Below are 24,604 nucleotides of genomic sequence, written 5' to 3' on the forward strand. Positions count from 1 at the left end.
GATATTGCATCACTTGTTCGGTTAATTTAAGGTAGTGTTATGGAACTTTCCCACACGGGGCTGGTCCTCCTGATCGCGGTGGCGGCCGTGGCCCTTTTCGTGCTGGCCCTGTCGTTGACGCTGATCTTCAAGGGACACCATATCCAGTCGGAGATCGGCGAGAATCCCCATATGCAGGAACGGGGCATAAAGTGTGCCGCACAGCAGATGCGGGCCGAAGAGCGCGAATTGAAGGGCGCCTGCGGCGATCCGCTTCCGGGCCAGTGTGAGGAGGGGGACTGTCGTACCTGCGCTACCCGTTGTTCGGACGGACCAGGCCGTTAACCTTGCTGCGGGCGGCCAGGTAGAACCCCGCGATCACGAGGAACGTTCCCGCTTCCGAGACCGGCATGGCGAGCCAGATGCCTGTCTCTCCCAGTATTTTCGGTATCAGAACGAAGTTCGGTACAAGCAGGGCGACACCTCGCAGCAGGGCGAAAGCGGTGGCGGGACCGATCCGTTTGAGGCTCTGGTAGTAGCCGATGGCGGCAAGGTTGGCGATGAAGAAGACGAAACCCAGCGAGAAGGTGGGAAATCCCCCGATGGCGATGCGGGCCGCCGTGTCGTCCGGCGGCAGGAAGAGCCCTACCAGGAAACGGGGACAGAGCGTGAACGCCGACATGACGGCGATCCCGCAGACGACGGCCGTCAGAAGGGACAGCCGGCCGGCCGAGGCGACCCGGGCCATGTCGCCCGTCCCGAAGTTGTAGCTGATGATAGGCTGGGCCGACTGGGCCACGGCATTGCCGATCATGAAGACGAAAGGGGCGTAGTAGCAGGCAATGCCGAATGCGCCCACTCCTTCGTCGCCCAGATAGTGCATGAATACCTGGTTGCCCGTGAACATGAGTACGGCCATGGTCGCCTCGCCCAACAGGGCGGAGGAGCCGATGCGGCACTGGTAGCCGATGTTGCGCAGCGAGAGCCTCATGCTTTTTCGGCTCGCCTTCAGCGGATGCAGACGCAGGCTGCGGGCGAAGAGGAGCAGGTAGGAGATGGCGATGGTCCCTCCCGTGACGATGGCGATCGTCGAGGCGAGAGCCGCGCCCATCACGCCCCAGCCCAGCGGGAAGATGAAGAGCCAGTCCAGTACGACGTTGACGGCGGCCGAGACGACGCTGCACCACATGGCCAGTTTCGGGGCGCCGTCGAGGCGGATGACGAAGAGCGAGACAGCGATCCACATCTGGAACGTGAGGGCGGGGACGAACCACATCAGATAGTCCGTCACCATCGGCAGCAGATGGTCCGATGAACCGAGCAGCAGGGCCGTCCGCCGGGGAAAGAGCAGGATCGCCACCGAGGGAATCAGGGCGGCCAGGGTGACGAACAGCAGCGATTGCGTGACGTTCAGCCGGGCGGCCTTGAGTTTCCTTCTCGACAGGTGGATGGAGGCCACCACCGAACAGCCCACACCGGCCATGAGTCCGATGCCCGTGAAGATCATCAGCAGGGGGATACAGATGTTGATTGCGGCGATTCCGTCGCTTCCCACGCCGTGCCCCACGAAAATTCCGTCGATGGCCGTTACCGCCGACATGCTGAGCATGCCCAGCAGGGTGGGGATGAACATTTTCCGGAATAGTACGGAAATCTTCACTGTTCCCAGGTCGATAGCGTCTCTTTCCATAACCGTTTCTGTCTGATCATAAAAAAACCGGACAAGCTGATTGGTTTTACCCAGTCATCTTATCCGGCATGCTATGCTGCCCTCCGATGAGGATTACAAAACGTTCTTGGTCTGTTCCGGCTGCGAAAGTAGGAATTGTTCGCTTCGCATCCAAATTCCGGATGGATTTTTTTGCCGGAAGCAGGGAGGGAAAGGTTACTTTCCGGGTTGGGGGTCCTTGTCGGCCGTCCGGTCGAAATAGGGGCTCTTTCCGCTGCAACTGAGCAGGATGGCGAGGACGGCCTTGCAGTCGGCCGCCACCAGCCCCATGGCGCGGGCGGCGGTTCCGGCCGAATACATGATCCGGCTGTCGATCCTGTGGTCGGCCGCATAGGCGGCCGCCGACCCGAGCGCAATGCCCAGGTCGTTGGTGTTGAACGCGCAGGGAACGCTCTCGAACTGCGATTTGTCGGCGCAGGTGGGGAATCCGCACATGCCGCAGTTGAGGTTGAAGACTCCCAGCCGCGTGCCGATGACGACGACGGCGTCCGATTGCTCCACATTGTTCGCGTCGCGCAGGAAGAACTTGAATCCGTTCTCCTCGCTCATCGCCCGCATTTTCTGAGCCAGCCGGGGCAGGTCGTCTCCCGTGACGGTCACGATTTCCAGATTGTCCACGCCTTTGGCCTTGGGAGCCGTGCGGGCTGCGGCCATCATGCCCCGGGCGATGTGCAGGATATGGTCTTTCCGGCTGTGTTGTTCGTTGAGTGTCATGACGTTCTGTGTTTTTTTTCGGCAGCGGGGACGCTGCGGTCGTTATTTCGTTTTGCTGCGCAAGTAGGCGTCGATCGCCCTGGCGGCCTTGCGTCCCGCTCCCATGGCGAGGATCACGGTGGCCGCTCCGGTCACCGTGTCGCCGCCGGCGAAGATGCCTTCGCGTGAGGTTTGTCCGTTTTCGTCCGCCACGATACAGCCTTTGCGGTTGGTCTCGAGGCCCCGGGTGGTGGAAGCGATCAGCGGGTTGGGCGAGGTGCCCAGCGCCATGATGACCACGTCGCAGGCTATTTCAAATTCCGAGCCGGGAATCTCCACCGGCGAGCGGCGGCCCGATGCGTCGGGTTCGCCCAGTTCCATGCGGATGCAGCGGATACCGCGTACCCAGCCCTTTTCGTCGCCGAGCACCTCGACGGGATTGGTCAGCATACGGAAGTCGATCCCCTCCTCTTTGGCATGGTGAACCTCTTCCGTCCGGGCGGGCAGTTCCGCCTCCGAACGGCGGTAGACGATGAACGCCTCGGCTCCGAGCCGCTTGGCCGTGCGCACGGCATCCATGGCCACGTTGCCTCCGCCTACGACCACGACCCTCTGTCCCACATAGATCGGAGTGTCGTACCGGTCGTCGTAGGCTTTCATCAGGTTGGCCCGGGTGAGGAATTCGTTGGCCGAAACCACGCCGTTCAGGTTCTCGCCGGGAATGCCCATGAATCGGGGCAGTCCGGCTCCCGAACCGATGAATACGGCGCCGTATCCCTCTTCGTCCAGAAGCTGGTCCACGGTAACCGTCCGCCCAATGATGGCGTCGGTCTCGATCCGTACGCCCAGACGCCGGACATTCTCCACCTCTTCGGCCACGATCTTCTGTTTCGGGAGGCGGAATTCGGGAATGCCGTACTCCAGTACGCCGCCGACCTTGTGCAGCGCCTCGAAGATCGTCACCTCGTAGCCCATTTTGGCCAGGTCGGCGGCACAGGCCAGTCCGCTGGGACCGCTGCCCACCACGGCCACCTTGCGGCCGTTCGGTGCGGCCGCCTCAGCGAACCGTTTCCCGTTTTCGATGCTCCAGTCTCCCACGAAACGCTCCAGTTTGCCGATGGCTACCGGCTCGCCCTTGATGCCCAGGATACAGGAGCCTTCGCATTGGGTCTCCTGCGGGCAGACGCGTCCGCAGACCGAAGGCAGCGAACTGTCCTCGGCGATGATGCGGGCGGCGCCTTCGAAATCGCCTTCCGCCACACGGGCGATGAACTGCGGAATCTGGATCGAAACCGGGCAGCTCTCCACGCAGCGCGGCTTCTTGCAGTTCAGACAGCGGGAGGCCTCCAGACGCGCCTCCTCCGCGTTGTAACCGTAGCACACCTCATCGAAGTTGGCGGCCCGGACTTTCGGGTCCTGTTCGCGCACGGGAACCCGCGGTATCTTGTTTGCCATGTTTATTGAATTCGGTTTGAGTGTAAATATTTGTTTTGTATGGTTGTCGTTTTGAATAACTGTCCGTTGATGTATATTCTGCAGGATACTTTCGCGCCGGTAATGGCCCTCGGATCTGGATAACCTACACGGCTTCTGAGAGTGCACTGTTTGGCGAGTCCGGGTTGCAGTGGCGTCCCAAAAATTCCTGTGAAATAATCGGAGACGCTGGAAAGTTCCTCGTCGTTCGAGATAAATACCCCCTCTATCTTTATCCGTTCGGACAACGGTGCATCGGAGATGTTTTTCAACTTCATGATAACCATGGGCTGGTATAACACTTGGGTGGAATTCAGGTCGATATATTCATAGAATCCGGTGTCGAATCCCGTCAGTTCCAGCCGTTCCGCGGCGGAAACTATTTTATTCCCGTCCCGGTCGAATTCGTATTCTGCCACCAAAGCCCCGCTTTCGTATCGTGCCTCGCGAGACTGGGTCCCGTCTTGGCGGAACTCCTGCTCTGTCCCGTGCTTTTTGTTTTTCTGGTAAGAGGTTACGCAACGGACCTCTCCACCGGGGTAGTAGCTTATGACTGTCCCGGAAACAAGGCCGTCTGCATAAGGGTATTCGGTCCGGATATTCCCGTTGGGGTAATATTCGTAGCCGGTTCCGGTCTTTTTTCCATTTCGGACTTCGAATGCGGCTTGTTTGTAGCGTTCGGGGGCTTTCCGGTCGATTTTATGCCGGGGGTTATCTCGGGTATATATTACGGTTCCCGTGATCGGCTTGCCGCTCTTTTTATCGGTGCAGAACTGGGTAGCTTCATCCACACGAACGGTTGTACCGTCTATTTCGGATGTAAATAGGCGACATCCGGTCATTGCCAACAGAATACCCGTAATCAATACCAACCGTTTCATAGCTCGTAAAAAATGTTATTTGTCCAGCCCGATTTTGCATACGTGGCCTTCCGCGCGTTCCTGCGCGATCTTTTCGGCCCGTTGTTCGAGACTGCGGTACATACCCTGGCGGCGCATGGCCTCGTCGAAGTCCACCTGGTGACCGTCGAATTCGGGGCCGTCCACGCAGGTGAAGACGGTCCGTCCGCCCACGCTCACCCGGCAGGCCCCGCACATACCCGTGCCGTCCACCATGAGCGTGTTGAGGCTCACGATCGTTTTGATGCCGTATTTTCGGGTCGTCGCCGCCACGAATTTCATCATGATCATCGGGCCGATGGCTACCACCAGGTCGTACTGCTTGCCCTGCTTCTCGATCAGTTCTCCGATCAGGCCGGTGACCAGCCCCTTGTATCCTTCGCTGCCGTCGTCCGTGGCGATGTAGAGGTTGCCGGCCACGGCGCGCATCCGGTCGGTCATGATGAGCATCTCCCGGCTCTTGGCGCCGACGATCACGTCCGCCTGTACGCCGTGTTCGTGTAGCCACTTCACCTGCGGATAGACCGGCGCCGTGCCCACGCCGCCGGCCACGAAGAGAATTCTCTTCGTGCGGAGGCTCTCGGGCGGTTCCGACACGAATTCAGAGGGACGTCCCAGCGGTCCGGCGAAATCGGCGATCGAATCGCCGGCGCCGAGGGCGCAGAGTTTTTTGGTGGATACGCCGATGGTCTGGACGACGATGGCCACCCAGCCCGCGGCGGGATCGTAGTCGGAGATAGTGAGCGGCACGCGCTCCCCCTGTTCGTCCACGCGGACGATGACGAACTGGCCGGGCCGGGCGGAGTGGGCCACGCGCGGAGCTTCGATGCGCATCTGCCAGATGTTGGCGGCGAGTTCGGTTTTCTCTAAGATCTTGAACATATTTCGGTACGGTTTCTTGTTTGTCTTTTTCGGAATGTTATTGCAGATTGGCCGTGAGCCGGATTTCCCGCAGGGGGCGGGTGGGGTCGTTCGTGACGAGGGAGATGCTGCGGAACAGCCGTCCCTTTTCGAAACCCGACAGATCGAGCGTGATGCGGAAAGTGGTTTTCGTATGCGGGGCGAGCTCGGTACCCTCCCGCAGAGAGCAGCTTACACCCGGCTGCGGCTGTATGGCCCGGACGATCAGAGGGGCTTCTCCGCTGTTGGAGAGGGTGAATTCGCGGCTGACCCTGCTTCCCTGCCGCACGTCTGAAAAGTTGTAGAACTGGGAATCGAGGTGGGCGCGGGGCCCCTGCTCCTTTCCTTCGCGGCTTAGGGAACGGAAATCGTCCGTGCCGATGGCGGTGACCGAAAGCGGTGTGGCGAAGCGTTTGCCGCCGACGGTCAGGTAGACCCTGGCGGAAGCTCTGCCCCACAGCTTTTCCCCGGTGAGGTCGCAAGTGAGGGTAAGTTCGCCTTTCCCTCCCGGGGGAACGGTCGCAGGGCCCGGGATTTTCAACCAGGGGCAGACGGGATCGGCGGCGGCCGACAGTGAGACCGTGCGTTCGGAGGTATTCGCATAGCGGATGACCATCGAACGTGCCGTTCCCTGTCCCACGTAGCTGAAATTGAGTGACATGCCGTCGATCCGTAGGCCGGAGGTGAGCGCGATGGGATAGTCGTCCTCGAGGGTGCGGGGACGGGGGATCACTTCGCCCCGCACGCGGATTACGTTGCGGCTGGTGCGGTTGCCGCTGATGATGTATATCTCTTTGTTGAAAGGGCCGGGCCGGTTCGCCGGGTCGTAGGTGATGCGGATCGTGCCCGTGCGTCCCGGCAGGACGGGGGCCTTCGAATATTCGGGAGTGGTGCATCCGCAGGAGACGGAGACCTCCTCGAGAACCACCGGTTTGCCGCCCGTGTTGGTGAAGGAGAAGGTGTGGCTGACCGGGCCGCCGAGCTCTTCGATTTTCCCGAAATTCCAGGTGTCTTCCTCGAATTTCAGTACGGATCGTTCCGCCTGCTGTCCGGTTGCGGAGACCGTCCACAGCAGCAGGCAGGCCAGCAGCGGTATATGTCTCATGCAGATTCGCGTCATGGAGCAAAGATAATGGTTGTCATCTGAAAAACGGTTCGGTTATTCAAAAATCGGCTTATCCGATGCGGAAACCCTCTTTTTTTAACACTTCCTTGTCCGTGTCTATGTCCGAGCCGGTGGTGGTGAGCATGTCCCCTACGATGGAGGCGCTCACTCCGCAGTGGAGCAGGCGGGGGAAGAGATGGGCGATCAGCGGACGTCCCCCGGCCAGCCGGATGTGGGCCTGCGGGTTGACGATCCGGAAAAGCGCCGCAGTGGTCAGCACTTCGTCGTCTGTCAGGCGGGGCATGTTTTCCAGCGGTGTGCCCGGGATCGGGTTGAGAATGTTGAGCGGGATCGAGCGTATCTCCAGGTCCCGGAGCGTCACGGCCAGTTCGATCCGCTGGGCCATGCTCTCCCCCATGCCGATGATGCCGCCCGAGCAGAGCTCCAGACCCGCTTCCCGGGCCCGGCGCAGGGTTTGTATCTTTTCTTCCGTGGTGTGGGTCGTGCAGAGTTCCGGAAAATAGGAGGGTGCACTCTCCAGGTTGCAGTGGTAGCGTTCCACGCCGGCCTCCTTCAGCCGGCGTAGCTGGGCGGAGGTGAGCAACCCCATCGAGGCGCACAGACCGATCTTCACTTTCCGGCCGAGCTCTTCGTAGATGCCGCAGGCCTTTTCGAGATCGGTGTCCGAGAGGGTGCGGCCGCTCGTGACCAGCGAAAACCTCCGTACGCCCTTGGCCGCATTGTGGGCCGCCAGTTCGAGGGCCTCCCCGGCTCCGATCAGCGGATAGACATCCACCTGCGTGCGGTGGAACCGGGACTGGGAACACCACTTGCAGTTTTCGCTGCATCTTCCCGAACGGGCGTTGATGATGGAGCAGGTGTCGAACCCGTCGCCGAGAAAATGCGTGCGCAGACGCCCTGCCATCGCCCAGAGGGCCTCGTGAGGCGTCTGCCGTTCCAGTTCCACGGCTTCCCCGTACTCTATGCGGTAGCCCTCCTTGATCCGTTGTTCCAGCCTGTCGTTCATCGTCGTGATATTTTACCCGCGAGCGGGACGAAATCCGTACAAAGTTAGTATTTTTACGCGAAAATTGTTCGGAATATGACACCGCTCGAACGCGTTTACTTCGTTACCGGGATCGACACGGATGCCGGAAAAAGCTATGTGACCGGGATGCTGGCCCGCGACTGGAGGGCCCGGGGCTGTCGGGTGATCACCCAGAAATTCATTCAGACCGGCTGCACCGGGGCTTCCGAGGACATCGGGCTGCACCGGAAAATCATGGGGACGGGCCTTCTGCCGGAGGACCTCGATTTCACGACCGCCCCGCTCCGCTTCACTTATCCCGCCTCGCCCGACCTGGCGGTACGGATCGACGGGAGGAAACTCGACCTCTCGCTCGTGGAGAAGAGCACGCAGCGTCTTCTGGAACGCTACGACACGGTGCTGATCGAAGGGGCCGGGGGGCTGATGGTGCCGCTGGAGGGTCTTTATACCACGCTGGATTACATCGCGGAGAGGCGGCTTCCCGTCATTCTGGTGACCAATCCCAAACTGGGAAGTATCAACCACACCCTGTTGAGTCTGGAGATGTGCCGGGTCCGGGGCGTGAAGGTCGGCTTCGTAGCCTATGATCTCTGTCCGGAGACTTCGCCGGAGATTACGGACGACACCCGCGAGGTGATACGCACCTATCTGGCGAAGACGATGCCGGAGTGTGTCTTCCTCGAATTCCCCTTCTGCCGGCTGTGACGGGTTCAGGCCTGTTTCGTCCGTTGTAAATCCTCTCCCGAGGGTCGCTGGAAAATCCGCAGGCCGAATTCTGGGAGCACGGCGATGACGTGGTCGGAGATTTCTCCCTGCAGCGCTTCGAACGGAATCCATTCGGTCGTCCGGGTGAAACAGTAGATTTCGACGGGAATGCCCTCGGCCGTCGGCTGGAGCATACGGACCATCTGCAACAGGTCGGGGTGGATGCCGGGATGATGCTGGATGTACCGCAGGAGATGGTTCCGGAAGACTTCCAGGTTGACCCTCTCCCGTTCCGGCGCCTCTTCCTCCTCTTCGGGTATCAGTCCCTTCTGGCGGAAACGGCGCAGCTCCTCCCCGGAGCAGAAATGCACCGTGTTGGCGTCAATCAGGAAGGAGCGCCTGATCCGCCGCCCGCCGCTCTCCCACATGCCCCGCCAGTTCTGGAACGAATCGCTGACCAGCGCATAGGGTGGGATCGTCGTGATGGTCTTGTCGAAGTTCTGGACCTTGACGGTCGTCAGCGTCACTTCAGTCACGTAGCCGTCTGCGCCGTACTTGCTCATGGTGATCCAGTCGCCGGGGCGCAGCATGTCGTTGGCCGAGAGCTGCACGCCGGCCACCAGTCCCAGAATGCTGTCGCGGAAGATCAGCATCAGCACGGCGGCCGAAGCTCCCAGTCCGGCCAGAATGCTCGTGGCGTCCTTCCCGATGAGCGTGCTGAGGATGAGGATGGCCCCGATGCAGACGGCCACTAGTTTGATCATCTGGTAGATTCCCTTGAGCGGCCGGTCCCTCCAGGTTTCGTGGTGGCTCGATATTTCGTACAGCGTGTTCAGCAGCAGGCTGATGAACAGGAGCGAGACGACGACCAGATAGATCATGCAGATCTTCCTCAGAATGTCCAGCAGTTCCGGCATGTCCGGAAAGGCCAGCGGCAGCAGCATGTACCACACGACGGGTGGCAGCAGACGGCACACGCCGTGCAGCACCCGGTCGTTGAAAAGATGGTCGTCCCAGGTGGCCTTTGTCTGGCTGCTGATGGTCTGCAGGGCGGGAATGACCAGATGGCGGAATATTTTGGTCGCCGCGTACGTCACGAGCAGGATTCCCAGAAGGATGACGGCCTTGGTCCCCCATTCGGTATAGATTCCGGAAAGGCCGGTCTTTTGAAGCATCTGCGATATCGTGTCATTCAACTCTTCCATAGCCGGTGCATTTTTATCGACTTCGTTTTCCGGCTGGATTGCCGGGGCGGAACGAGAAATCCGGGTAAATTTACATAAAATTTTCTTTTCGACCGGCAACGGACCCGATTTTGCGCAGGAAGGAGGGCGGTGGTTTCCGGACTGTCCGGAACGGGAAACGGCCGGAAACATGGGAATGTTCCTCTGATAGTTTGGATCGATTGGTTTGACATCCTGGTCGGATTTTTTACCTGGGAAGGAATTCGGTGCGGCGGTAAAAATTTATCTTTGCAGGCGGAAGGCCGGAAACGGTCGGTGTCGTTCACTTTTATATATATGACGGATATGGATCAGGCTTCGAAACGGATAGAAGATTTCGATTTTTCTTTGATCGCCGATTTTTTTCGGCGGCTCGACCGGCAGGGACCCGGTTCCGACGAGGCTACCCGCCGGGCGTTGATGCTGACGGGAGAACTTCCTGCCGGTGCCCGTATTGCGGACATCGGCTGTGGAACGGGGGCCCAGACGCTGGTGCTTGCCCGGGAAACTTTCGGACGGATCGCTGCCGTCGATCTGTTGCCCGAGATGCTCGACGGACTTCGGCGACGGATGGACCGTGCGGGATTCGGTTCCAGGGTGGAGGCCGTGCGGGCGTCGATGGACGATTTGCCTTTTTCCGCCGGGGAGTTCGACCTGATCTGGGCCGAGGGCTCGGTCTATAATATCGGTTATCGCCGGGGGCTGGAGTATTGGAGGCGTTTTCTGAAGCCGGGCGGTTGTGTCGCTCTGACCGAGGTCTCCTGGCTCTCCTCCCGCCGGCCTGCGGAAATAGAGGCGTATTGGCGGCGCAATTATGCCGAAACGGATACCGTTGCCGCCAAGATCGCTCAGATGGAGCAGGCCGGATTCCGTGCCGAGGCTCATTTCGTGTTGCCGGACGAATGTTGGACGGAGCATTATTATGAACCGATGGCCGCGGCGCTCGATTCATTCGAAAAGGAGTATGCTGCGCTTCCTGCCGCCCGGGAATTCGTGGTGAGGCAGCGCGAGGAGATTGCGCTCTACCGTGAGTACGGCTACTGTTACGGCTATGTCTTTTATATCGGCCGTAAAATGTAGTCTGTATTCCGGTGCTGCCGGCCGGACTCCGTACGGTGGCGAGTGAAAGAAGGCTGAAGGAAAGATATTCTGCGCGTTTTTTTCTGTTCCTGTAGGGGCGGGATCGGTTGGATTTTCTCCGGGAAATGCTTATCTTTATACACTCTCCGGGCGATTTGTTGCCGTGAGTCCGGATAAACCCTGAATAAACTGATTACAAGATGATTGAAACTAAGACGAACCAAGGGGCCGGTTGTGTCCCTCCCTCTCCGGCTATCGTTCCCGATGCAGAGATCGAAGCCCGTGTGCACGAATGGCTGGACCGGATGACGCTGGCCGAAAAGGTCGGCCAGATGACGCAGTTGAGTATAGACTTGCTGGGAAAGGGGCCCGATATGTATTCGAGTTACCTTCCTTTCGAATTCGACGAGGAGATGCTCCGCAAGGTGATCTGCGACTACAAGGTCGGGTCGATCCTGAACACCCCGTCGGTGACGGCCGTTCCGGTCCGGAAATGGAATGAAATCGTCACCCGGATTCAGGAACTTTCGATGGAGGCGATCGGTATTCCCACCGTTTACGGGATCGACGCCATGCACGGGGAGACCTATACGGCCGAATCGTCCCTCTTTCCGCAGGCCGTGGCCATGGCGGCCACTTTCGACCGCCGGCTGGTACGTCGCGGAGCCGAACATGCGGCCTACGAGGTGCGGGCCAGCAACATCCCCTGGACGTTCGCCCCGGTGCTCGACCTGGGACGTGAACCCCGCTGGTCACGTATGTGGGAGACACTGGGCGAAGACTGTTTCCTCGCTTCCGAGCTGGGACGCGAACTGGTGCTCGGATTCCAGGGCGACGATCCGAACCATATCGACTCCCGGCACGTGGCTGCCTGCCTGAAGCATTACATGGGATACAGCGTGCCCGATTCGGGCAAGGATCGTACGCCGGCCTCGATCAGCCCGTTGGAGCTGAGGGAGAAGCATTTCGCGCCCTACGTGGCGGCCATCCGGGCCGGGGCGCTCTCCGTGATGGTCAATTCGGCCAGCGTGAACGGTATACCCCTGCATGCCCACTACGAACTGCTGACGGAGTGGCTCAAGGAGGGGCTCTCCTGGGACGGAGTGGTGGTGACCGACTGGAACGACGTCAACAATCTCTGGCAGCGGGAGAAGATCGCGCACGACCGCAAGGAGGCGATCGAAATGGCGATCAATGCCGGTATCGACATGATGATGGTCCCTTACGAGACGGAGTACTGCACGTTGCTTTTGGAACTGGCCGAGGAGGGGCGCGTGCCGATGGAGCGGATCGACGATGCCGTTGCCCGCGTACTGCGCATGAAGTTGCGGCTGGGCCTGTTCGAAAAGCCGGATACGCTGCTGGAGGAGTATCCCGAATACGACGGAAGTGCCATTCACGACGCGATCCGGGAGGCGGCCTGCGAGTGCATGACCCTGCTCAAAAACCGGGACGGAATCCTTCCGTTGAACAAGGATGCCCGGGTTCTGGTCACGGGGCCCAATGCCGATTCGATGCGTCCGCTCTGCGGCGGGTGGAGCTACTCCTGGCAGGGCGAGAAGGCGGACGAATTCCTTCCCGGGGGCGTGACCATTCTCAAGGCGATGCAGGCGCGCGGCGGCGCGCGGGTGACATACGCGGCCGGTGTCGAGTACGACATGTCCGGCCGGTACGACGAGGAACTGCCGCCCCGGATCGAGGAGGCGGTGGCTGCTACGGCCGACGTCGACTGTATCGTGCTCTGTCTGGGCGAGAACTCCTACTGCGAGACGCCCGGCAACCTGGACGATCTGGCTCTCTCGGCCGGACAGCGGGAGCTGGCCCGTGCCATGGTCGCTACCGGAAAACCGGTCGTGCTGGTGCTGGGCGAAGGCCGTCCCCGTCTGATCTCGGAGATAGAACCCGGCATGAGCGCCGTCCTGCAGAGCTATCTGCCCGGCAACGAGGGAGGGAATGCCGTCGCCGCCGTCCTGTACGGCGAGGTGAATCCCGGCGGCAAGCTGCCCTACACCTATCCGCGGTACAGTGCAGCCCTCACTACGTATGACCACAAACACTCCGAGAGCGTCGGCCAGATGGAGGGCGTCTATGATTACGATGCCCAGGTGTCCGTGCAGTGGCCGTTCGGTTATGGGTTGAGCTACACCACATTCGAGTATTCCGACCTGAAACTGGAGACCCCGGAGTTCGGTCCGGACGACCGGATCGGGATCGGGGTGACCGTGACCAATACGGGCGGGAGAAAGGGCAAGGAGAGCGTGCTGCTCTTCATCAACGACGACGTGGCCGGCGTGATTCCCGATGCAAGGCGTCTGCGCGACTTTACCCGTGTGGAGTTGGAACCGGGCGAAAGCCGTGAGGTGCGTTTCGAAATCCCCGCCTCACGGCTGGCTTTCGTGGGCCGCGACGGAAAGTGGGTGCTCGAAAAGGGTACGTTCACCGTACAGGTGGGACCGCTTTCCGGAAAGATCGTCTGCGGCGAGGGCCGCAAATACGGATTCAACATTTTGTAAATCGTTCCCCGATCCGCTCCGGGGGAGTGCGGCCGGTTGCCGTACCCTGTCCCGGAGCGGACCGTTACAGCCGGAGCGAAACCTCTCCGGGACGACAAACCATTAACCCTTGTCTGAAATGAATGACCTGCACGTAAGTTTTCGTGAAAAGTGCGGATACGGTTTGGGCGATGCCGCCTCGAACATCTTCTGGAAGCTGTTCAGCATGTATCTGCTCTTTTTCTATACCGATATTTTCGGCCTTCCCGCAGCGGCGGTGGGGACCATGTTCCTCGTCACCCGCATCTGGGATGCGCTGATCGATTTCGTCGTCGGAGTGATGGCCGACCGTACGCAGACCCGCTGGGGCAAGTTCCGCCCCTATCTCCTTTGGTTCCTCGTTCCGTTCGGTGTGCTGGGGGTGCTGACCTTTACCACGCCCGATTTCGGCCCGACCGGCAAACTAGTCTACGCCTACGTCACATACAGCCTGATGATGATGGTCTATTCGCTGGTCAACGTACCTTATGCCTCGCTGCTCGGGGTCATCTCTCCCGATACGAAGGTGCGTACCACGCTCTCCTCTTTCCGGATGGTTTTCGCCTTCGGCGGGGGTATCCTGTCGCTCGTCCTGATCGAACCGCTCGTCCGGGCGTTCGGTTCGCTGCGCGAAGTGGCGACGGCAGAGGGTTCCGTTCCCGATCAGCAGCTGGGTTGGAGCGCAGGGGTCGTCGTGCTGGCCCTGGTCGCCATGCTGTTTCTGCTGTGCACGTTTCTCTGGACACGGGAACGGGTTCGGCCCGTGGGCGAACAGAAGAATGCACTGAGGGACGACATCCGCGACCTGTTCCGAAACTCGCCGTGGTGGATTCTGCTCGGTTCGGGTATTTTTGTATTGATTTTCAATTCGATATGAGACGGAGCGGCCGTCTATTACTTCAAGTATTTCGTGGATGCCCCCTCGCAGCTCGACCTGGGATGGATCGGCGGTTCGGTGACGCTCGTGACGCTTTATCTGGTGCTGGGGCAGATTGCCAATATCGCGGGCATTCTGCTCATGGCGCCCGTTGCCAACCGTATCGGGAAAAAACGCACCTATTTGGGAGCCATGTTGCTGGCCGGAGTGCTCAGCGTGGCGTTCTATTTCATGGGGAGCGACGACATCGTGCCGATCCTCGTGCTGCAAGTGCTCATCAGCGTCTGTGCCGGGAGCGTAATGCCCCTGTTGTGGAGCATGTATGCCGATACGGCCGATTATTCCGAGGTGCGTACGGGACGTCGGGCCACGGGGCTGATCTTCTCCTCCTCGTCGATGTCCCAGAAATTCGGCTGGACGCTGGGCGGGGCACTGACCGGGTGGCTGCTGGCATGGTTCGGGTTCGAAGCCAATCAGGTGCAGGCCGAAGGGGCTCTGACGGGTATCCGGATGATGCTCAGCATCCTGCCGGCCGCAGGAGCTTTGCTTTCCGTGCTGTTTCTGCTGTTCTATCCCCTGAACGAAAGGCGGGTGGAGGAGATCGGCCGGAAACTGGAAGCCGCACGGGCGGACGCGGCCCGGTCCGGAAACTGACAGTTCCGGGTCGGACTTCGCGGGTCCCGGTCGGGATGACCTGTGTTTCGGTCGGTAAGAGGCCTTTTCTGCCAAGGACTTTAACGCATTCACCCCGGCCACGCATATGGTGGCCGGGGTGAATTGTGTTTCCGAGGGGGCTATTTTGTCAACGGGTCGATCCGGATCGCAGCCCCTCCGCCCGGGGCGAGTTGCAGATTTAAAATGTTGTTTTTGGGTAGGGGAAGTGAATCGACGGAGAAGTCGTTAGGGTACCGGTCTGCATTCGGTCCGTCCCGGAATATCGTGATCCGGTACTGTCCCGGGGCCAGGTTCAGGGGAGACAGGTCGATGTCGACCGTCCTCGGGTTCCAGTCGGTGAGCGCTCCGATCCACCAGGAGTCGCCTTTTCGGCGGGCGATGGCGGCGAACTGGCCGATCTTTCCGTCGAGGGGTAGGGTCTGGGACCATACGGTGGGGACCGAGGCGATGAATCGTGTACACTCGGGTTCCTTCCGGTAGTTGTTCGGGCTGTCGCACATCATGTTCAGGGGGGATTCGAAGATGACGTACTCGGCCAGCTGGCGGCATCGTGTGCCGGGGCTCATGGGGAGGCTGTTCCGCACGCGGAAGGTCTCCCGGGTGCCGTTGAGCATGGCCCCCTGGGTGTAGTCCATGGGCCCTGCGACCATACGGATGAAGGGGACGGTCACGTCGTAGACGACCTGGTCCGCCACGTCGATAGGGGTCCATTTGACGGTTTCCAGTCCGTGTACCCCCTCGAAGTTGACGATGTTCGGATAGGTCCGGTTCAGTCCGGTGGGTTTGTACATTCCGTGCAGGTCGAGCAGGAGCCTGTGCCGCGCTGCGGCTTCGGCGATCCGGTAGACGAAGTCGACCAGCGGCTGGTCGTCCCGGTTCATGAAGTCGACCTTGAATCCTTTGATTCCCATGCGGGCATAGTGCTCGCAGAGCCCCTCGACGTCCTTGTCGAGGGCGGCGTATCCGGCCCAGAGGATGATTCCCACGTTTTTGGAGCGGCCGTATTCGACGATTCGGGGAAGGTCGATCTCGGGCACGACCTGTAGCAGGTCGCATTTCCCGTGGACGGACCATCCCTCGTCGAGGATGACGTATTCGATGCCGTGTTCGGCCGCGAAGTCGATGTAGTGTTTGTAGGTTTCGGTGTTGATGCCGCTCTTGAAATCGACGCCGTAGACGCCCCAGTCGTTCCACCACTCCCAGGCTACTTTGCCGGGCCTGATCCAGGAGGTGTCGTCTATGCGTGAGGGTGAGGCGAGCTTGTATGTCATGTCGCTGTCGAGGAGCTCGGCGTCGTGCCGGGCGACGATGACCGCCCTCCAGGGGAAGGTGCGCGCGCCATCGGTGCGGGCGATGTAGTCTTCGGCTGCGGTGACCATGTGCTGGAGGCCGTTGTGTCCCCCGATCTCCGTGGTCTTGGGATAGGGTGCGAAGACGCCCCGGAGCGTGTTCCCCCCGTCCGGATTGTTGAGGTACATGCCGGGATAGCTCTCCAGGTCAGCCTCCGTGATACATATCCGGTGTCCGGAGGGGAGCTCGGCGACAATAGGCAGGAAGATCAGCCGCGCGGGATCGAGCTTGGATATCCTGTCGTGCGTGTAGACGTTCTCGAAGGAGTTAGCGAACTGCTGGGTGAAGGTCATGGGCTTCCCGGATCGGTTGCGGACGTAGGGGACGAAGGCTTCGGTGTCGTCCGGAAACCGGAAGGAGGCCTTTTCGTCGGTCACGCGGGCGGGTTTCCCGGAAAGTTTTCTCCAGCGGTATGCCACTCCGTCGTCGTAGGCCCTCAGATCGAGGGCGTATCCTCCGGCGAAGGATAGGGAGAGCTGGTTGAACCGGTCCCGGACCTCCGCCCGCTTGTAGAAGGGACTGGGGATGATCTTGTCCGAGGAGGATCGTATGGCCTTCGTGACGCGGGGCATTCGGCCCCAGACCGTGCCGTCGTCCAGTGCGAGCGACAGCTGTTCGGGCCGGAGGATGGTGTCCCCGTCGGCCGTGACGCAGTAACGGAGGTTGTCGCCGCAGAGGATCGCGGCCGATATTTTTCCGTCGGGGGAAGACAGCGTGAAGGATTTCTCCCTCGGAGCAGCGACCGCGGCCGTTCCGCAGAGCAGCAACAGGAGGTGGAGGCGGATGTGGAGGTGCATGGGAATTATTTTTTGTCAAAGAAATAGATGGCGGTTTGTTGCGAAGTGGGGAAGGTGTCCAGCAGGCGGATCATTTCGCTTCCGGCCAGAAGGACGGGACCGTAGCCGTGAGCCGTGTAGGGGTGCACGAGCCGGTTGTAGTAGTAGGCCGGTTCGTAGCTGACGCCCGTGCCCACGCAGACGTTTTCGATCTGTCCCATGTTGTTGATCTGTTCCGAAAGGGCGTTCCAGCCGAGCAGGGCAGCCGGGCCGAAGGCCTTCGCGTCGAGCCACCCCTTGTTGATGCCGTGCGCCAGCCCGTAGACGAAGATGGCCGTGCCGGACGATTCCGGGTAGGAGTCCGGCCGGTCGAGCAGCTGGTACCACATGCCGCCGCCCGACTGGCGGGCCAGCAGGCCGATGCAGTGCGCCCGGAACAGTCCGAGGACCTTCTCCCGCTGCGGGTGGTCCGCCGGCATCACGTCCAGCAGGTCGCACAGGGAGAGGGTGGCCCATCCGTTGGCCCGTCCCCAGTAGAGGCGGGGATGGTACTCCATCTTGTCGACCCACGAGTGCATGTACAGTCCCGTCTCCGGTACGAACATCCGTTCGGAGAAACCGAATATCTGCCGGACGGCGTCGTCCAGGTATTTTTCGTCTCCGGACGTTTTGTACATTTCGGCCAGCGCCGGAACGCTCATGTAGAGGTCATCGAGCCAGAGCGTACTTTCGTAGGGCTCCTTGCGGGCCAGGGTGCCGTCGTCGAGACGGTGCTGCCGGGAGGTGATGAACCGGACGGAGTTCTCGATGAAGGGTGTCAGCGCGATCCCGCTTTCGCCGAGCCGGGCGGTGCGGAGCATGGCGGCTGTGAGCGAACCGCACTGGTCGAGGTTGTGCGGAGCGGCCACCCGGCTGAGGGGGGAGTTGTAGCCGGGATCGGCTTCGAGCCGCCGTGCCACCGTGGGGAGCACGTCCGACAGGAGCCTCATGCGCTCGGTGACGTAGCGGCGGAAGCCGGCTTCTCCGGTGACTTCGGCCGCCCGGAGCATGCCGGAATAGGTGACGCCCCATTCGTAGGTATAGGGTCTGAAGTCGGTGTGCTCGAAGGCGAAACGTTGCGGGATGCGGGTCATGTCGGTCACGGGCTTTCCGGTCTGCGCATCGACGATCCCCTTTGCCGTCGATTTTTCGAGGAAACGCAGGATGCGGACGAGTTTTTCGCCGATGTCCTCCCGGGTCGGAACCCGGTAGGGAAAGTCGTATTCCGAGTGGACGTTGAACAGCGATACGCTGGCGTCGGTCATCTGCTTGCGGTTGTTGAGGGTGAAGCGTTCCTCCCGGGGATAGGGCTGGGCGGCGGCCGCAAGGACGATCGCCGATCCGAGCACGGTGAAAGCGGTCTTTTTCATGGCATTTTTTTGTCGGCCTGTTCCCCGGCCGGATTGGGGCCGGGAACGGCCCAAAGACCGTTCCCGGCAGAGGGGGGTTATTGCAGTTCGAAGGCGCCCAGATCGGGGTTCTGACCCTGATAGGCGATCGGGTCAAGGACGATTCCCTCACGCGCGAGGTTGATCGAGGCCGTGGGTACACCCTTGTCGACGAATACGCTTCCGGCTTTCAGCCGTCCGAAACGGGCGGGAAGCGAACCGTCGGCACCGCGTTCGGCCGCGGCATCCTTCGGGTCGAGCGACACGAATTCATCCTCCGGTTGGTCCGTCAGTCCGGGCTGGTCCCACAGGTTGCCGGCATGCTCGTAGGTGATGTTGTCGAAGCCGTCCGCCTTTTCGCCGCCGAAGGAGATGTTGTTGTGGAAGACGAATTTCGTCTCCTCCCGGTTGGCGGCGTAGAACTTGAAGTTGATCTGGTTGCCGAAACCGAGGCAGTTCTCGACGTAGGCTCCGTATTCGTGGTCGTTCTGGTCGAATCCCTTCACGTTGTTGTTGAAGGCGATACAGCCGCGCACCACGTGGGTCCCGCGCGAAATCAGCTGGCAGTCGCGTCCGCCGATGTAGCCGCATCCGCCGCCGATCTTGAATCCGTTCCCGTTGCCGTCCCAGACCTCTTCGGTCAGCTCGCCGCCGGTCTTCTCTTTGTAGGTCTGCTTATGGTCGTCCATGACGCCGGCGTTCCAGCACCAGCAGTCGATCAGTTCGATGCCGTACCCGCATTCGAAGAAGTCCCAGTTGTCGTCCGAATTGCTCCAGGCCCGGCAGCCGATGAAGCGGTTGCCCTTTCCGGCATTGGACTTGACTTCGAAACCGTCGGTGTTGGTACCCGCCGCGGGCAGTCCCTGCTCGTTGGTGGCGTACCAGTCGAAATTGTTGTACGAATCGCAGTTGAGGAAGGTGTTGTAGGCGGCCTTCTCGCCGTTTTCGTTGAAGATCTGGTTGTGGTCGAATCCGATGTGGAAGCCGGTTCCTCCGTTGTGATGGGCCACGCACTGTTCGAAGGTGTTGTGGGAACCCTCTCCGACGCTGAAGCCGGAGTAGTAGGCGTTCGTGACTTCGAGTCCCTTGATGTGCCAGTATTCCCCGCTGATGATGAATCCGTTGCGGCTGACGTTGGAGGGTTGCTGCGAACAGTCGAACACGGGCTTTTCGCCTTCGTAGGCCCAGAGCCTTACGGGAGAGGTGACCGAGGCGAAGCGGGTCAGTTCCACGGGAGCCAGGAGCGTGTAGGTGCCGCCCCGGACGTAGATCGTCTGGCCGGGGCGTACTTTGCTCGCCGCGGCGTGGATGGACATGGGTTTTTCGAGGGTGCCGGGGTAGACGTCTTTTCCGTTGGGTGCCACGTAGAGCGCGTTCTCGTCTCCTGCGGTGCCGGGACCGCCGCCTTCGTTCTCCGGATCGTCGGAGCAGGCGCACAGCGCCAGCGACATCAGCGAGCCGAAAGCCAGATGTTTGAGCAGGTTCGATACATTCGGTTTCATAAGGTCGTATTGGTTTTAAGTTATTTTAATTCGTAGACGCCCGGATCGGGACGGTGTCCCGAGAAGGGCCTTTCATCCATTTCGATGCCGTCCCGTTCGATCCGGACGGGGCCGGTGATTGCACCCCGGTCGGTGAAATAGCTGTCCGGTTTCGGACGGCAGAATCCGTCGGGAAGCGAGCCGTTCCTCCCCCTGGGAGCGAGTGCCGCTTCGGTGTCCGTGCGGACGAACTGCGAGGCCGTCCCGGCTGCCGGGCCCGGCAGGTCCCACGAGTTGCCCGCGTGAACGTAGGTGATGCGGTCGAACCGGTCGGGCCGGCTTCCTCCCCAGGAGACGTTGTTGTAGAAAACGAACGACGTGCTGTCCCTGTTGGCCTTGTAGTAGTTGAAGTTGATTCCGTTGTCGAAGCCGATGCAGTGTTCGATCCGGGAACCGAAGACGTGGTCGTTCTGGTCGAATCCTGCGGAAGCGTTGCGGAATGCGATGCATCCCCGCAGCACATGGGTGCCGCGTGAGATTTGCGTACACTCCCGACCGCCGATGTAGCCGCATCCGCCGCCCATCTTGAAGCCGTTTCCGTTTCCGTCCCATTTGTCTTCGGTCAGCTCCTCGCCGGTTTTCTCCGCGTACATGGCCCTGTGGTCCTCCAGAATTCCCGTATTCCATACCCAGCAGTTCTCCAGCACGATGCCGTAGCCGCATTCGAACAGGTCCCAGCCGTCGTCCGAGTTGCTCCAGGCCCGGCAGCCGACGAACCGGTTGCCCTTGCCCGTGTTGCACTGGCAGGCGAATCCGTCCGTATTGGTACCGGCCGTGAGTTTCCCGTCCCGGCGGGCGTACCAGTCGAAATTGTTGTACGCGTCACAGTTGAGGAAGGTGTTGTAGGCCGCCTTCTCCCCGTCCTCGTTGTAGGGTTCGTTGTGGGAGAAGCCCATGCGGAAGCCCGTACCTCCGTTGTGGTGGGCCGTGCAGCGTTCGAAAAGGTTGTGGGACCCCTCGCCGATGAAAAATCCGGTGTGATAGGCGTTCCGTATCTCGAGCCCGAGAACGTGCCAGTGGTCGCCCGAGACGATCATTCCGTCGCGCGAGGTGTTGTACGGCTGGTCGAGACAGTCGAATACGGGGCGTTCGCCCGGACAGGCCCACAGCCGGATCGGCAGCGAGTCGGTGCCCGACCGTTTCAGCTCCACCGGTCGGTCGAGCCGGTAGATGCCTCCTTTCATCAGGATCGTCCGACCCGGTTCCGCCCGTTCCACGGCGGTGTGAATGTCCAGCGGACTCTCCGCCCGGCCCGTGTTGGACGCCTTTCCGTCGGGAGCCGCATATATCGCTTCGTTTCGGGGCGAAGTTCCCGCGCAGGCCGCCAGAGTCAGCGTCAGCAGGAGGGCGGACAGCCGGAGCGGAATGCGTGAAAAAACAGGGTTCATATCCGTCACTCTATTTCAGTTCGTAGGCACCCAGATCGGGGGCTTTGCCTTTGTACGGGATAGCCGGCAGGTCCGTCGCGTCCGCCGCCGACCGTATCGGGAAGGTCCGTACGCCCCGGTCGATCAGCCGGCTCTCCGGCCGGAGCCGTCCGAACCGGGAGGGCAGCGAACCGTCCTTTCCGCGCGGGGCCGACGCATCCCGTTCGTCCAGCGAGACGAAATCCTCCCGGGAGGGTTCTATGCCGAGGTCCCAGCTGTTGCCTTCCGAGACGAGTTCGATCTCCGTTTTCGGCCGGAATCCTCCCTTGCCGAAGGCTACGTTGTTGCGGAACACGTTGGTCTTTCCTGCGTTGGGTTCTTTCCAGAAACGGATATTGTCGCCGTTGTCGAAACACAGGCAATTCTCGACGACGATGCCGTCCTGGTGGTTGTTCTGGTCGATTCCCTTCATGCGGTTGCCGAAGGAGATGCTGCCGCGCAGCACGTGCAGGCCCCGGGATTTGTTGTCGCACTTTTCGGGCTGGCCCGTCCAGACGTGGTTGCCGCCCATCTTGAAGCCGTTTCCGTCTCCGGCGAAAGTCTGTTCGGTCAGTTCCCGGCCCGTCCGGCGGCGGTGCATCTCCACGAAGTCCGTCCAGACGCCGGCCCGCCAGTTCCAGCAGTTCACGATCTCGACTCCGGCCCCGCATTCGAACAGGTCCCAGTTGTCGTCCGAATTGCTCCAGGCCCGGCAGCCGTGGAACTTGATCCCTTTACCCGACCGCAGTTTGCAGCCGAAGCCGTCGGCGTGGGTGCCCGGACTGAACCGTCCCCGGTAGCTCGTCCACCAGTCGTAGTTCATGTAGGCGTCGCAGTCGATGAAGACGATGTAGGCTCCCTTTTCACCCTCCTCGTTGTCCAGGGTACCGTGGTCGAAACCCACGTTGAACCCGGTGCTCCCGTTGTGGTGGGCCGAGCACCGTTCGAACCGGATGTGGGAACCCGTGATGAAGATCCCCCCTCCCGAGGCGTTGCACATCTCCAGATCGCTGATCTGCCACCAGTCGCCCGAGAGCCGGGCGCAGGGCGAGTGGCGGAGCGAGTCGTCGGGAGCTCCGGTCCCGTCCCAGACAGGGTGCTCTCCCGGCCAGGCTTCGATGCGGATCGGCTTTCCGGCCGTACCCGACTGCTCCATCCGTACGGAGCGGTCGAGCATGTACCGGCCTCCCCGCAGCCGGATCACGGTGCCGGGCACGGCCCTTTTCACCGCTTCGTACACCGACAGGGGGGATTTTTCCGTGCCTTCGTTGCCGGCCTTCCCGTCCGGGGAGGCGACCAGCACTCCCCGGGCCTGTGCCCCGGGTACGGCTGCCGAAAGCAGGCATACTGTCATATAGAAGAAAAGTTTCATCATCGGTCGTCGTTTTTTACGGATGCCCGGGAGGCAGGGGAGAACCTGCCTCCCGGAGCGGTCCGTTCCGTTACTCTTCGAGCGTCCACCGCGGGTCTCCGGCCGTTCCCACCACGGCGGCCGGGTTGAGCCTGTAATCGGCGTCGGCCCGTCCCGGGAAGAGTTCGTCCGGTGACATGTTGAGGTTGGTGATCGTCGTGGAGAGGTCTTTGGCGAGCGCTCCGCTCGACAGGTAGCTGTTGCTCCACGAGGAGAGGGTGGCTCCGTCGAGTGCGTTGTATTTGAGCAGGTAGGAGTCTTTCGGGTCGAACTTCACCTCTCCGAGGAGGCTCTTGTCGATCCGGACGGTCGCCTTGTTCCAGCCGGTGAAGTGGAAGAGGTACCGTGCCGAGGAGTTGTTGCCGTACCACGCTCCCGGAACATCCACGGCGAACTTGTCGAGCGTACAGTTGGTCACCTGTACCTGCGGCGGGGTCGGCGTCGGCCCGTTGAATTTACCCATGCGCTGTTCGATCAGACCTGTGGAGACGTGATAGAAGGTGGAGTTGCTGAACGTGTATTTGGCGCAGTGGACGTCCGTATTGTTCGTGCTGGTATTCAGGTGGAGGAATGCCTGGATATTGTCCACACGCCGCCCCAGATCGTAGACGATATCGTTGTCGAAGACGATTTCGTCGAACCGGATTTTCGATTCCAGGTGGAAACTCCACGAATTGACGAACATGACGGCTTTACGCACGGTGTGTACGGAGCAGTTTTTGACGGTGAATTTGCCGATGGCGATCTGCCGGGGAGCGTTCTTCATGTTGTCGAACATGAAAATATGGTCGTTCGGTTCCAGAGACGGCTGGAGGCTGCCGCCCGATACTTTCGCTCCCGTGAGGTCCACGTCCGAGAAGGTGATGGAGGGGATGTTGACGTCGGTTGCGTCGCGGCCTCCCAGGACGAACTGTTTAATGGCGATCACCGGATTGTCTGCACCGGGCGCGGCCTGCACCGTGACGGACTTGGTCAGCAGGATTTCCGCGTTCGAGTAGTCGTACAACTGGCCGCCCTTGAGGATCACGGTGGCTCCCTCCGGCGCGTTCTCGATCGTACTCTTCAGGTCTCCCGTGTTGTCGATCTCGATGGCTCCGGCCGGCCGGGCGGGAATCGTGAAGCGGACGTAGCTCACCACGTTGCCCGCGTTCAGGAAACTGGCCCGGTACTCCCGGCCCTCTTCCAGTCCCTCGACCGTGGTGGTCAGCGAGGCCATGATTTCGGGCGTGACGGGCCGTGTGATATCTTCCGTGTATTCCGAGGAGACGACCAGCTGGTCGGCTTCGAGGGCCTCCTTCCAGCGCAGCGTGACGCTCGTGTAGGTCATGTCCTTCAGCCGCACGGCCTTGAAGATGGAGGGCATCAGCCCCGTCGTGGCGTCGATGCCGTTGAAGTAGACCCACTGGGAGCCGAATTCCTCCCCTTTGTCCGAGAGTCCGCGCATCCGTACGAAATAACGGGTCTCCTCCTCGAGGTTTTCGAAACGGGCCACCAGCGAGTCAGGGATGACACTCTGGCTGGCCACGACCGGTTCGAACGCTTCGTTGCGGGCGATGTCCACTTGGTAGCCTGTGGCGCCGGGACTTCTGTCCCAGCGTACGATCAGCCCGTTATAGTTGGCATAGGCCCTGAGATTGCCCGGTTTGAAGAGCCGGGGATTTCCCATTTCGGAGTCGGCGTCGAGCTGCTGACAGCCTGCCATGAAACAGCCGGCCAGCAGGGCGGACACCATCCATGAATATGCGATATGACGAATTTTCATAATCCTTGCGTTTG

General features: G+C 60.8%; 18 protein-coding genes and 1 pseudogene. 5 read left to right on the top strand and 14 right to left on the bottom strand.

Annotation, left to right across the window (positions count from 1 at the left end; translation table 11 throughout):
• The first annotated feature begins 39 nt into the window (after window positions 1-39).
• Window positions 40-324 (top strand): hypothetical protein, encoded by a 285-nt coding sequence (locus tag INF32_RS00410; protein WP_226386441.1) that lies wholly within the window; start codon window positions 40-42, stop codon window positions 322-324.
• Here INF32_RS00410 and INF32_RS00415 read toward each other — a convergent pair.
• The 7 genes from INF32_RS00415 to bioB all read right to left on the bottom strand — a co-directional run bounded on the left by INF32_RS00415 (window position 293) and on the right by bioB (window position 7,805).
• Window positions 293-1,669 carry an MATE family efflux transporter gene (locus INF32_RS00415; RefSeq protein ID WP_226386442.1) on the bottom strand — a complete coding sequence of 459 codons (1,377 nt, stop codon included), beginning with the start codon at window positions 1,667-1,669 and terminating at the stop codon, window positions 293-295. The genes INF32_RS00410 and INF32_RS00415 overlap by 32 nt on opposite strands.
• A gap of 195 nt (window positions 1,670-1,864) precedes the next feature.
• Entirely contained in the window at window positions 1,865-2,422 is a 558-nt protein-coding gene (locus INF32_RS00420) for a ferredoxin domain-containing protein (RefSeq protein WP_226386443.1), read from the bottom strand.
• Between the two features lie 42 nt (window positions 2,423-2,464).
• Window positions 2,465-3,856: an NADPH-dependent glutamate synthase gene (gene gltA / locus INF32_RS00425; protein ID WP_226386444.1), complete on the bottom strand. Its 1,392-nt coding sequence runs from the start codon at window positions 3,854-3,856 to the stop codon at window positions 2,465-2,467.
• 2 nt (window positions 3,857-3,858) lie between these two features.
• A complete protein-coding gene (locus INF32_RS00430) occupies window positions 3,859-4,755 on the bottom strand; it encodes a toxin-antitoxin system YwqK family antitoxin (protein WP_226386445.1) in 897 nt (298 codons plus the stop codon).
• Window positions 4,756-4,770: 15 nt separating this feature from the next.
• Complete coding sequence (locus tag INF32_RS00435; protein WP_226386446.1) at window positions 4,771-5,655, bottom strand: sulfide/dihydroorotate dehydrogenase-like FAD/NAD-binding protein; 885 nt, start codon at window positions 5,653-5,655, stop codon at window positions 4,771-4,773.
• Window positions 5,656-5,692: 37 nt separating this feature from the next.
• The gene (locus tag INF32_RS00440) at window positions 5,693-6,778 is read right to left on the bottom strand and encodes a DUF1573 domain-containing protein (protein ID WP_226386447.1); all 1,086 of its coding nucleotides are present in this window, start codon (window positions 6,776-6,778) and stop codon (window positions 5,693-5,695) included.
• 70 nt (window positions 6,779-6,848) lie between these two features.
• On the bottom strand, window positions 6,849-7,805 hold the full coding sequence (bioB, locus tag INF32_RS00445) for a biotin synthase BioB (RefSeq protein ID WP_226386448.1): 957 nt from the start codon (window positions 7,803-7,805) through the stop codon (window positions 6,849-6,851).
• Window positions 7,806-7,880: 75 nt separating this feature from the next.
• Between bioB and bioD the strand changes: the two genes are divergently transcribed.
• On the top strand, window positions 7,881-8,531 hold the full coding sequence (bioD, locus tag INF32_RS00450) for a dethiobiotin synthase (protein ID WP_226386449.1): 651 nt from the start codon (window positions 7,881-7,883) through the stop codon (window positions 8,529-8,531).
• Window positions 8,532-8,536: 5 nt separating this feature from the next.
• Here the strand turns inward: bioD and INF32_RS00455 are convergent, their stop codons facing one another.
• Window positions 8,537-9,736, bottom strand: coding sequence for a mechanosensitive ion channel family protein (locus tag INF32_RS00455; RefSeq protein WP_226386450.1), 1,200 nt, complete (start codon window positions 9,734-9,736; stop codon window positions 8,537-8,539).
• 315 nt (window positions 9,737-10,051) lie between these two features.
• Here INF32_RS00455 and INF32_RS00460 point away from each other — a divergent pair, with 315 nt between their 5' ends.
• The 3 genes and pseudogenes from INF32_RS00460 (at window position 10,052) to INF32_RS00470 (ending at window position 14,896) form a co-directional block, all read left to right on the top strand.
• Window positions 10,052-10,834 (top strand): class I SAM-dependent methyltransferase, encoded by a 783-nt coding sequence (locus tag INF32_RS00460; RefSeq protein ID WP_317172648.1) that lies wholly within the window; start codon window positions 10,052-10,054, stop codon window positions 10,832-10,834.
• 200 nt (window positions 10,835-11,034) lie between these two features.
• Window positions 11,035-13,347: a glycoside hydrolase family 3 N-terminal domain-containing protein gene (locus INF32_RS00465; RefSeq protein ID WP_226386451.1), complete on the top strand. Its 2,313-nt coding sequence runs from the start codon at window positions 11,035-11,037 to the stop codon at window positions 13,345-13,347.
• A 118-nt stretch (window positions 13,348-13,465) separates the two neighbouring features.
• Window positions 13,466-14,896: pseudogene (locus tag INF32_RS00470) on the top strand (MFS transporter).
• A gap of 140 nt (window positions 14,897-15,036) precedes the next feature.
• Here INF32_RS00470 and INF32_RS00475 read toward each other — a convergent pair.
• The 6 genes from INF32_RS00475 to INF32_RS00500 form a co-directional block, all read right to left on the bottom strand.
• Complete coding sequence (locus INF32_RS00475; RefSeq protein WP_226386452.1) at window positions 15,037-17,064, bottom strand: glycoside hydrolase family 97 protein; 2,028 nt, start codon at window positions 17,062-17,064, stop codon at window positions 15,037-15,039.
• Between the two features lie 5 nt (window positions 17,065-17,069).
• Window positions 17,070-18,452: a glycoside hydrolase family 88/105 protein gene (locus tag INF32_RS00480; RefSeq protein ID WP_226386453.1), complete on the bottom strand. Its 1,383-nt coding sequence runs from the start codon at window positions 18,450-18,452 to the stop codon at window positions 17,070-17,072.
• A 77-nt stretch (window positions 18,453-18,529) separates the two neighbouring features.
• A complete protein-coding gene (locus INF32_RS00485; protein ID WP_226386454.1) occupies window positions 18,530-19,972 on the bottom strand; it encodes a right-handed parallel beta-helix repeat-containing protein in 1,443 nt (480 codons plus the stop codon).
• A gap of 20 nt (window positions 19,973-19,992) precedes the next feature.
• Window positions 19,993-21,399, bottom strand: coding sequence for a right-handed parallel beta-helix repeat-containing protein (locus tag INF32_RS00490; protein WP_226386455.1), 1,407 nt, complete (start codon window positions 21,397-21,399; stop codon window positions 19,993-19,995).
• A gap of 10 nt (window positions 21,400-21,409) precedes the next feature.
• The gene (locus INF32_RS00495; RefSeq protein WP_226386456.1) at window positions 21,410-22,792 is read right to left on the bottom strand and encodes a right-handed parallel beta-helix repeat-containing protein; all 1,383 of its coding nucleotides are present in this window, start codon (window positions 22,790-22,792) and stop codon (window positions 21,410-21,412) included.
• Between the two features lie 67 nt (window positions 22,793-22,859).
• Window positions 22,860-24,590: a hypothetical protein gene (locus INF32_RS00500; RefSeq protein WP_226386457.1), complete on the bottom strand. Its 1,731-nt coding sequence runs from the start codon at window positions 24,588-24,590 to the stop codon at window positions 22,860-22,862.
• Between the last annotated feature and the right edge of the window lie 14 nt (window positions 24,591-24,604).

Source organism: Gallalistipes aquisgranensis (assembly GCF_014982715.1).
GTDB lineage: Bacteria > Bacteroidota > Bacteroidia > Bacteroidales > Rikenellaceae > Gallalistipes > Gallalistipes aquisgranensis.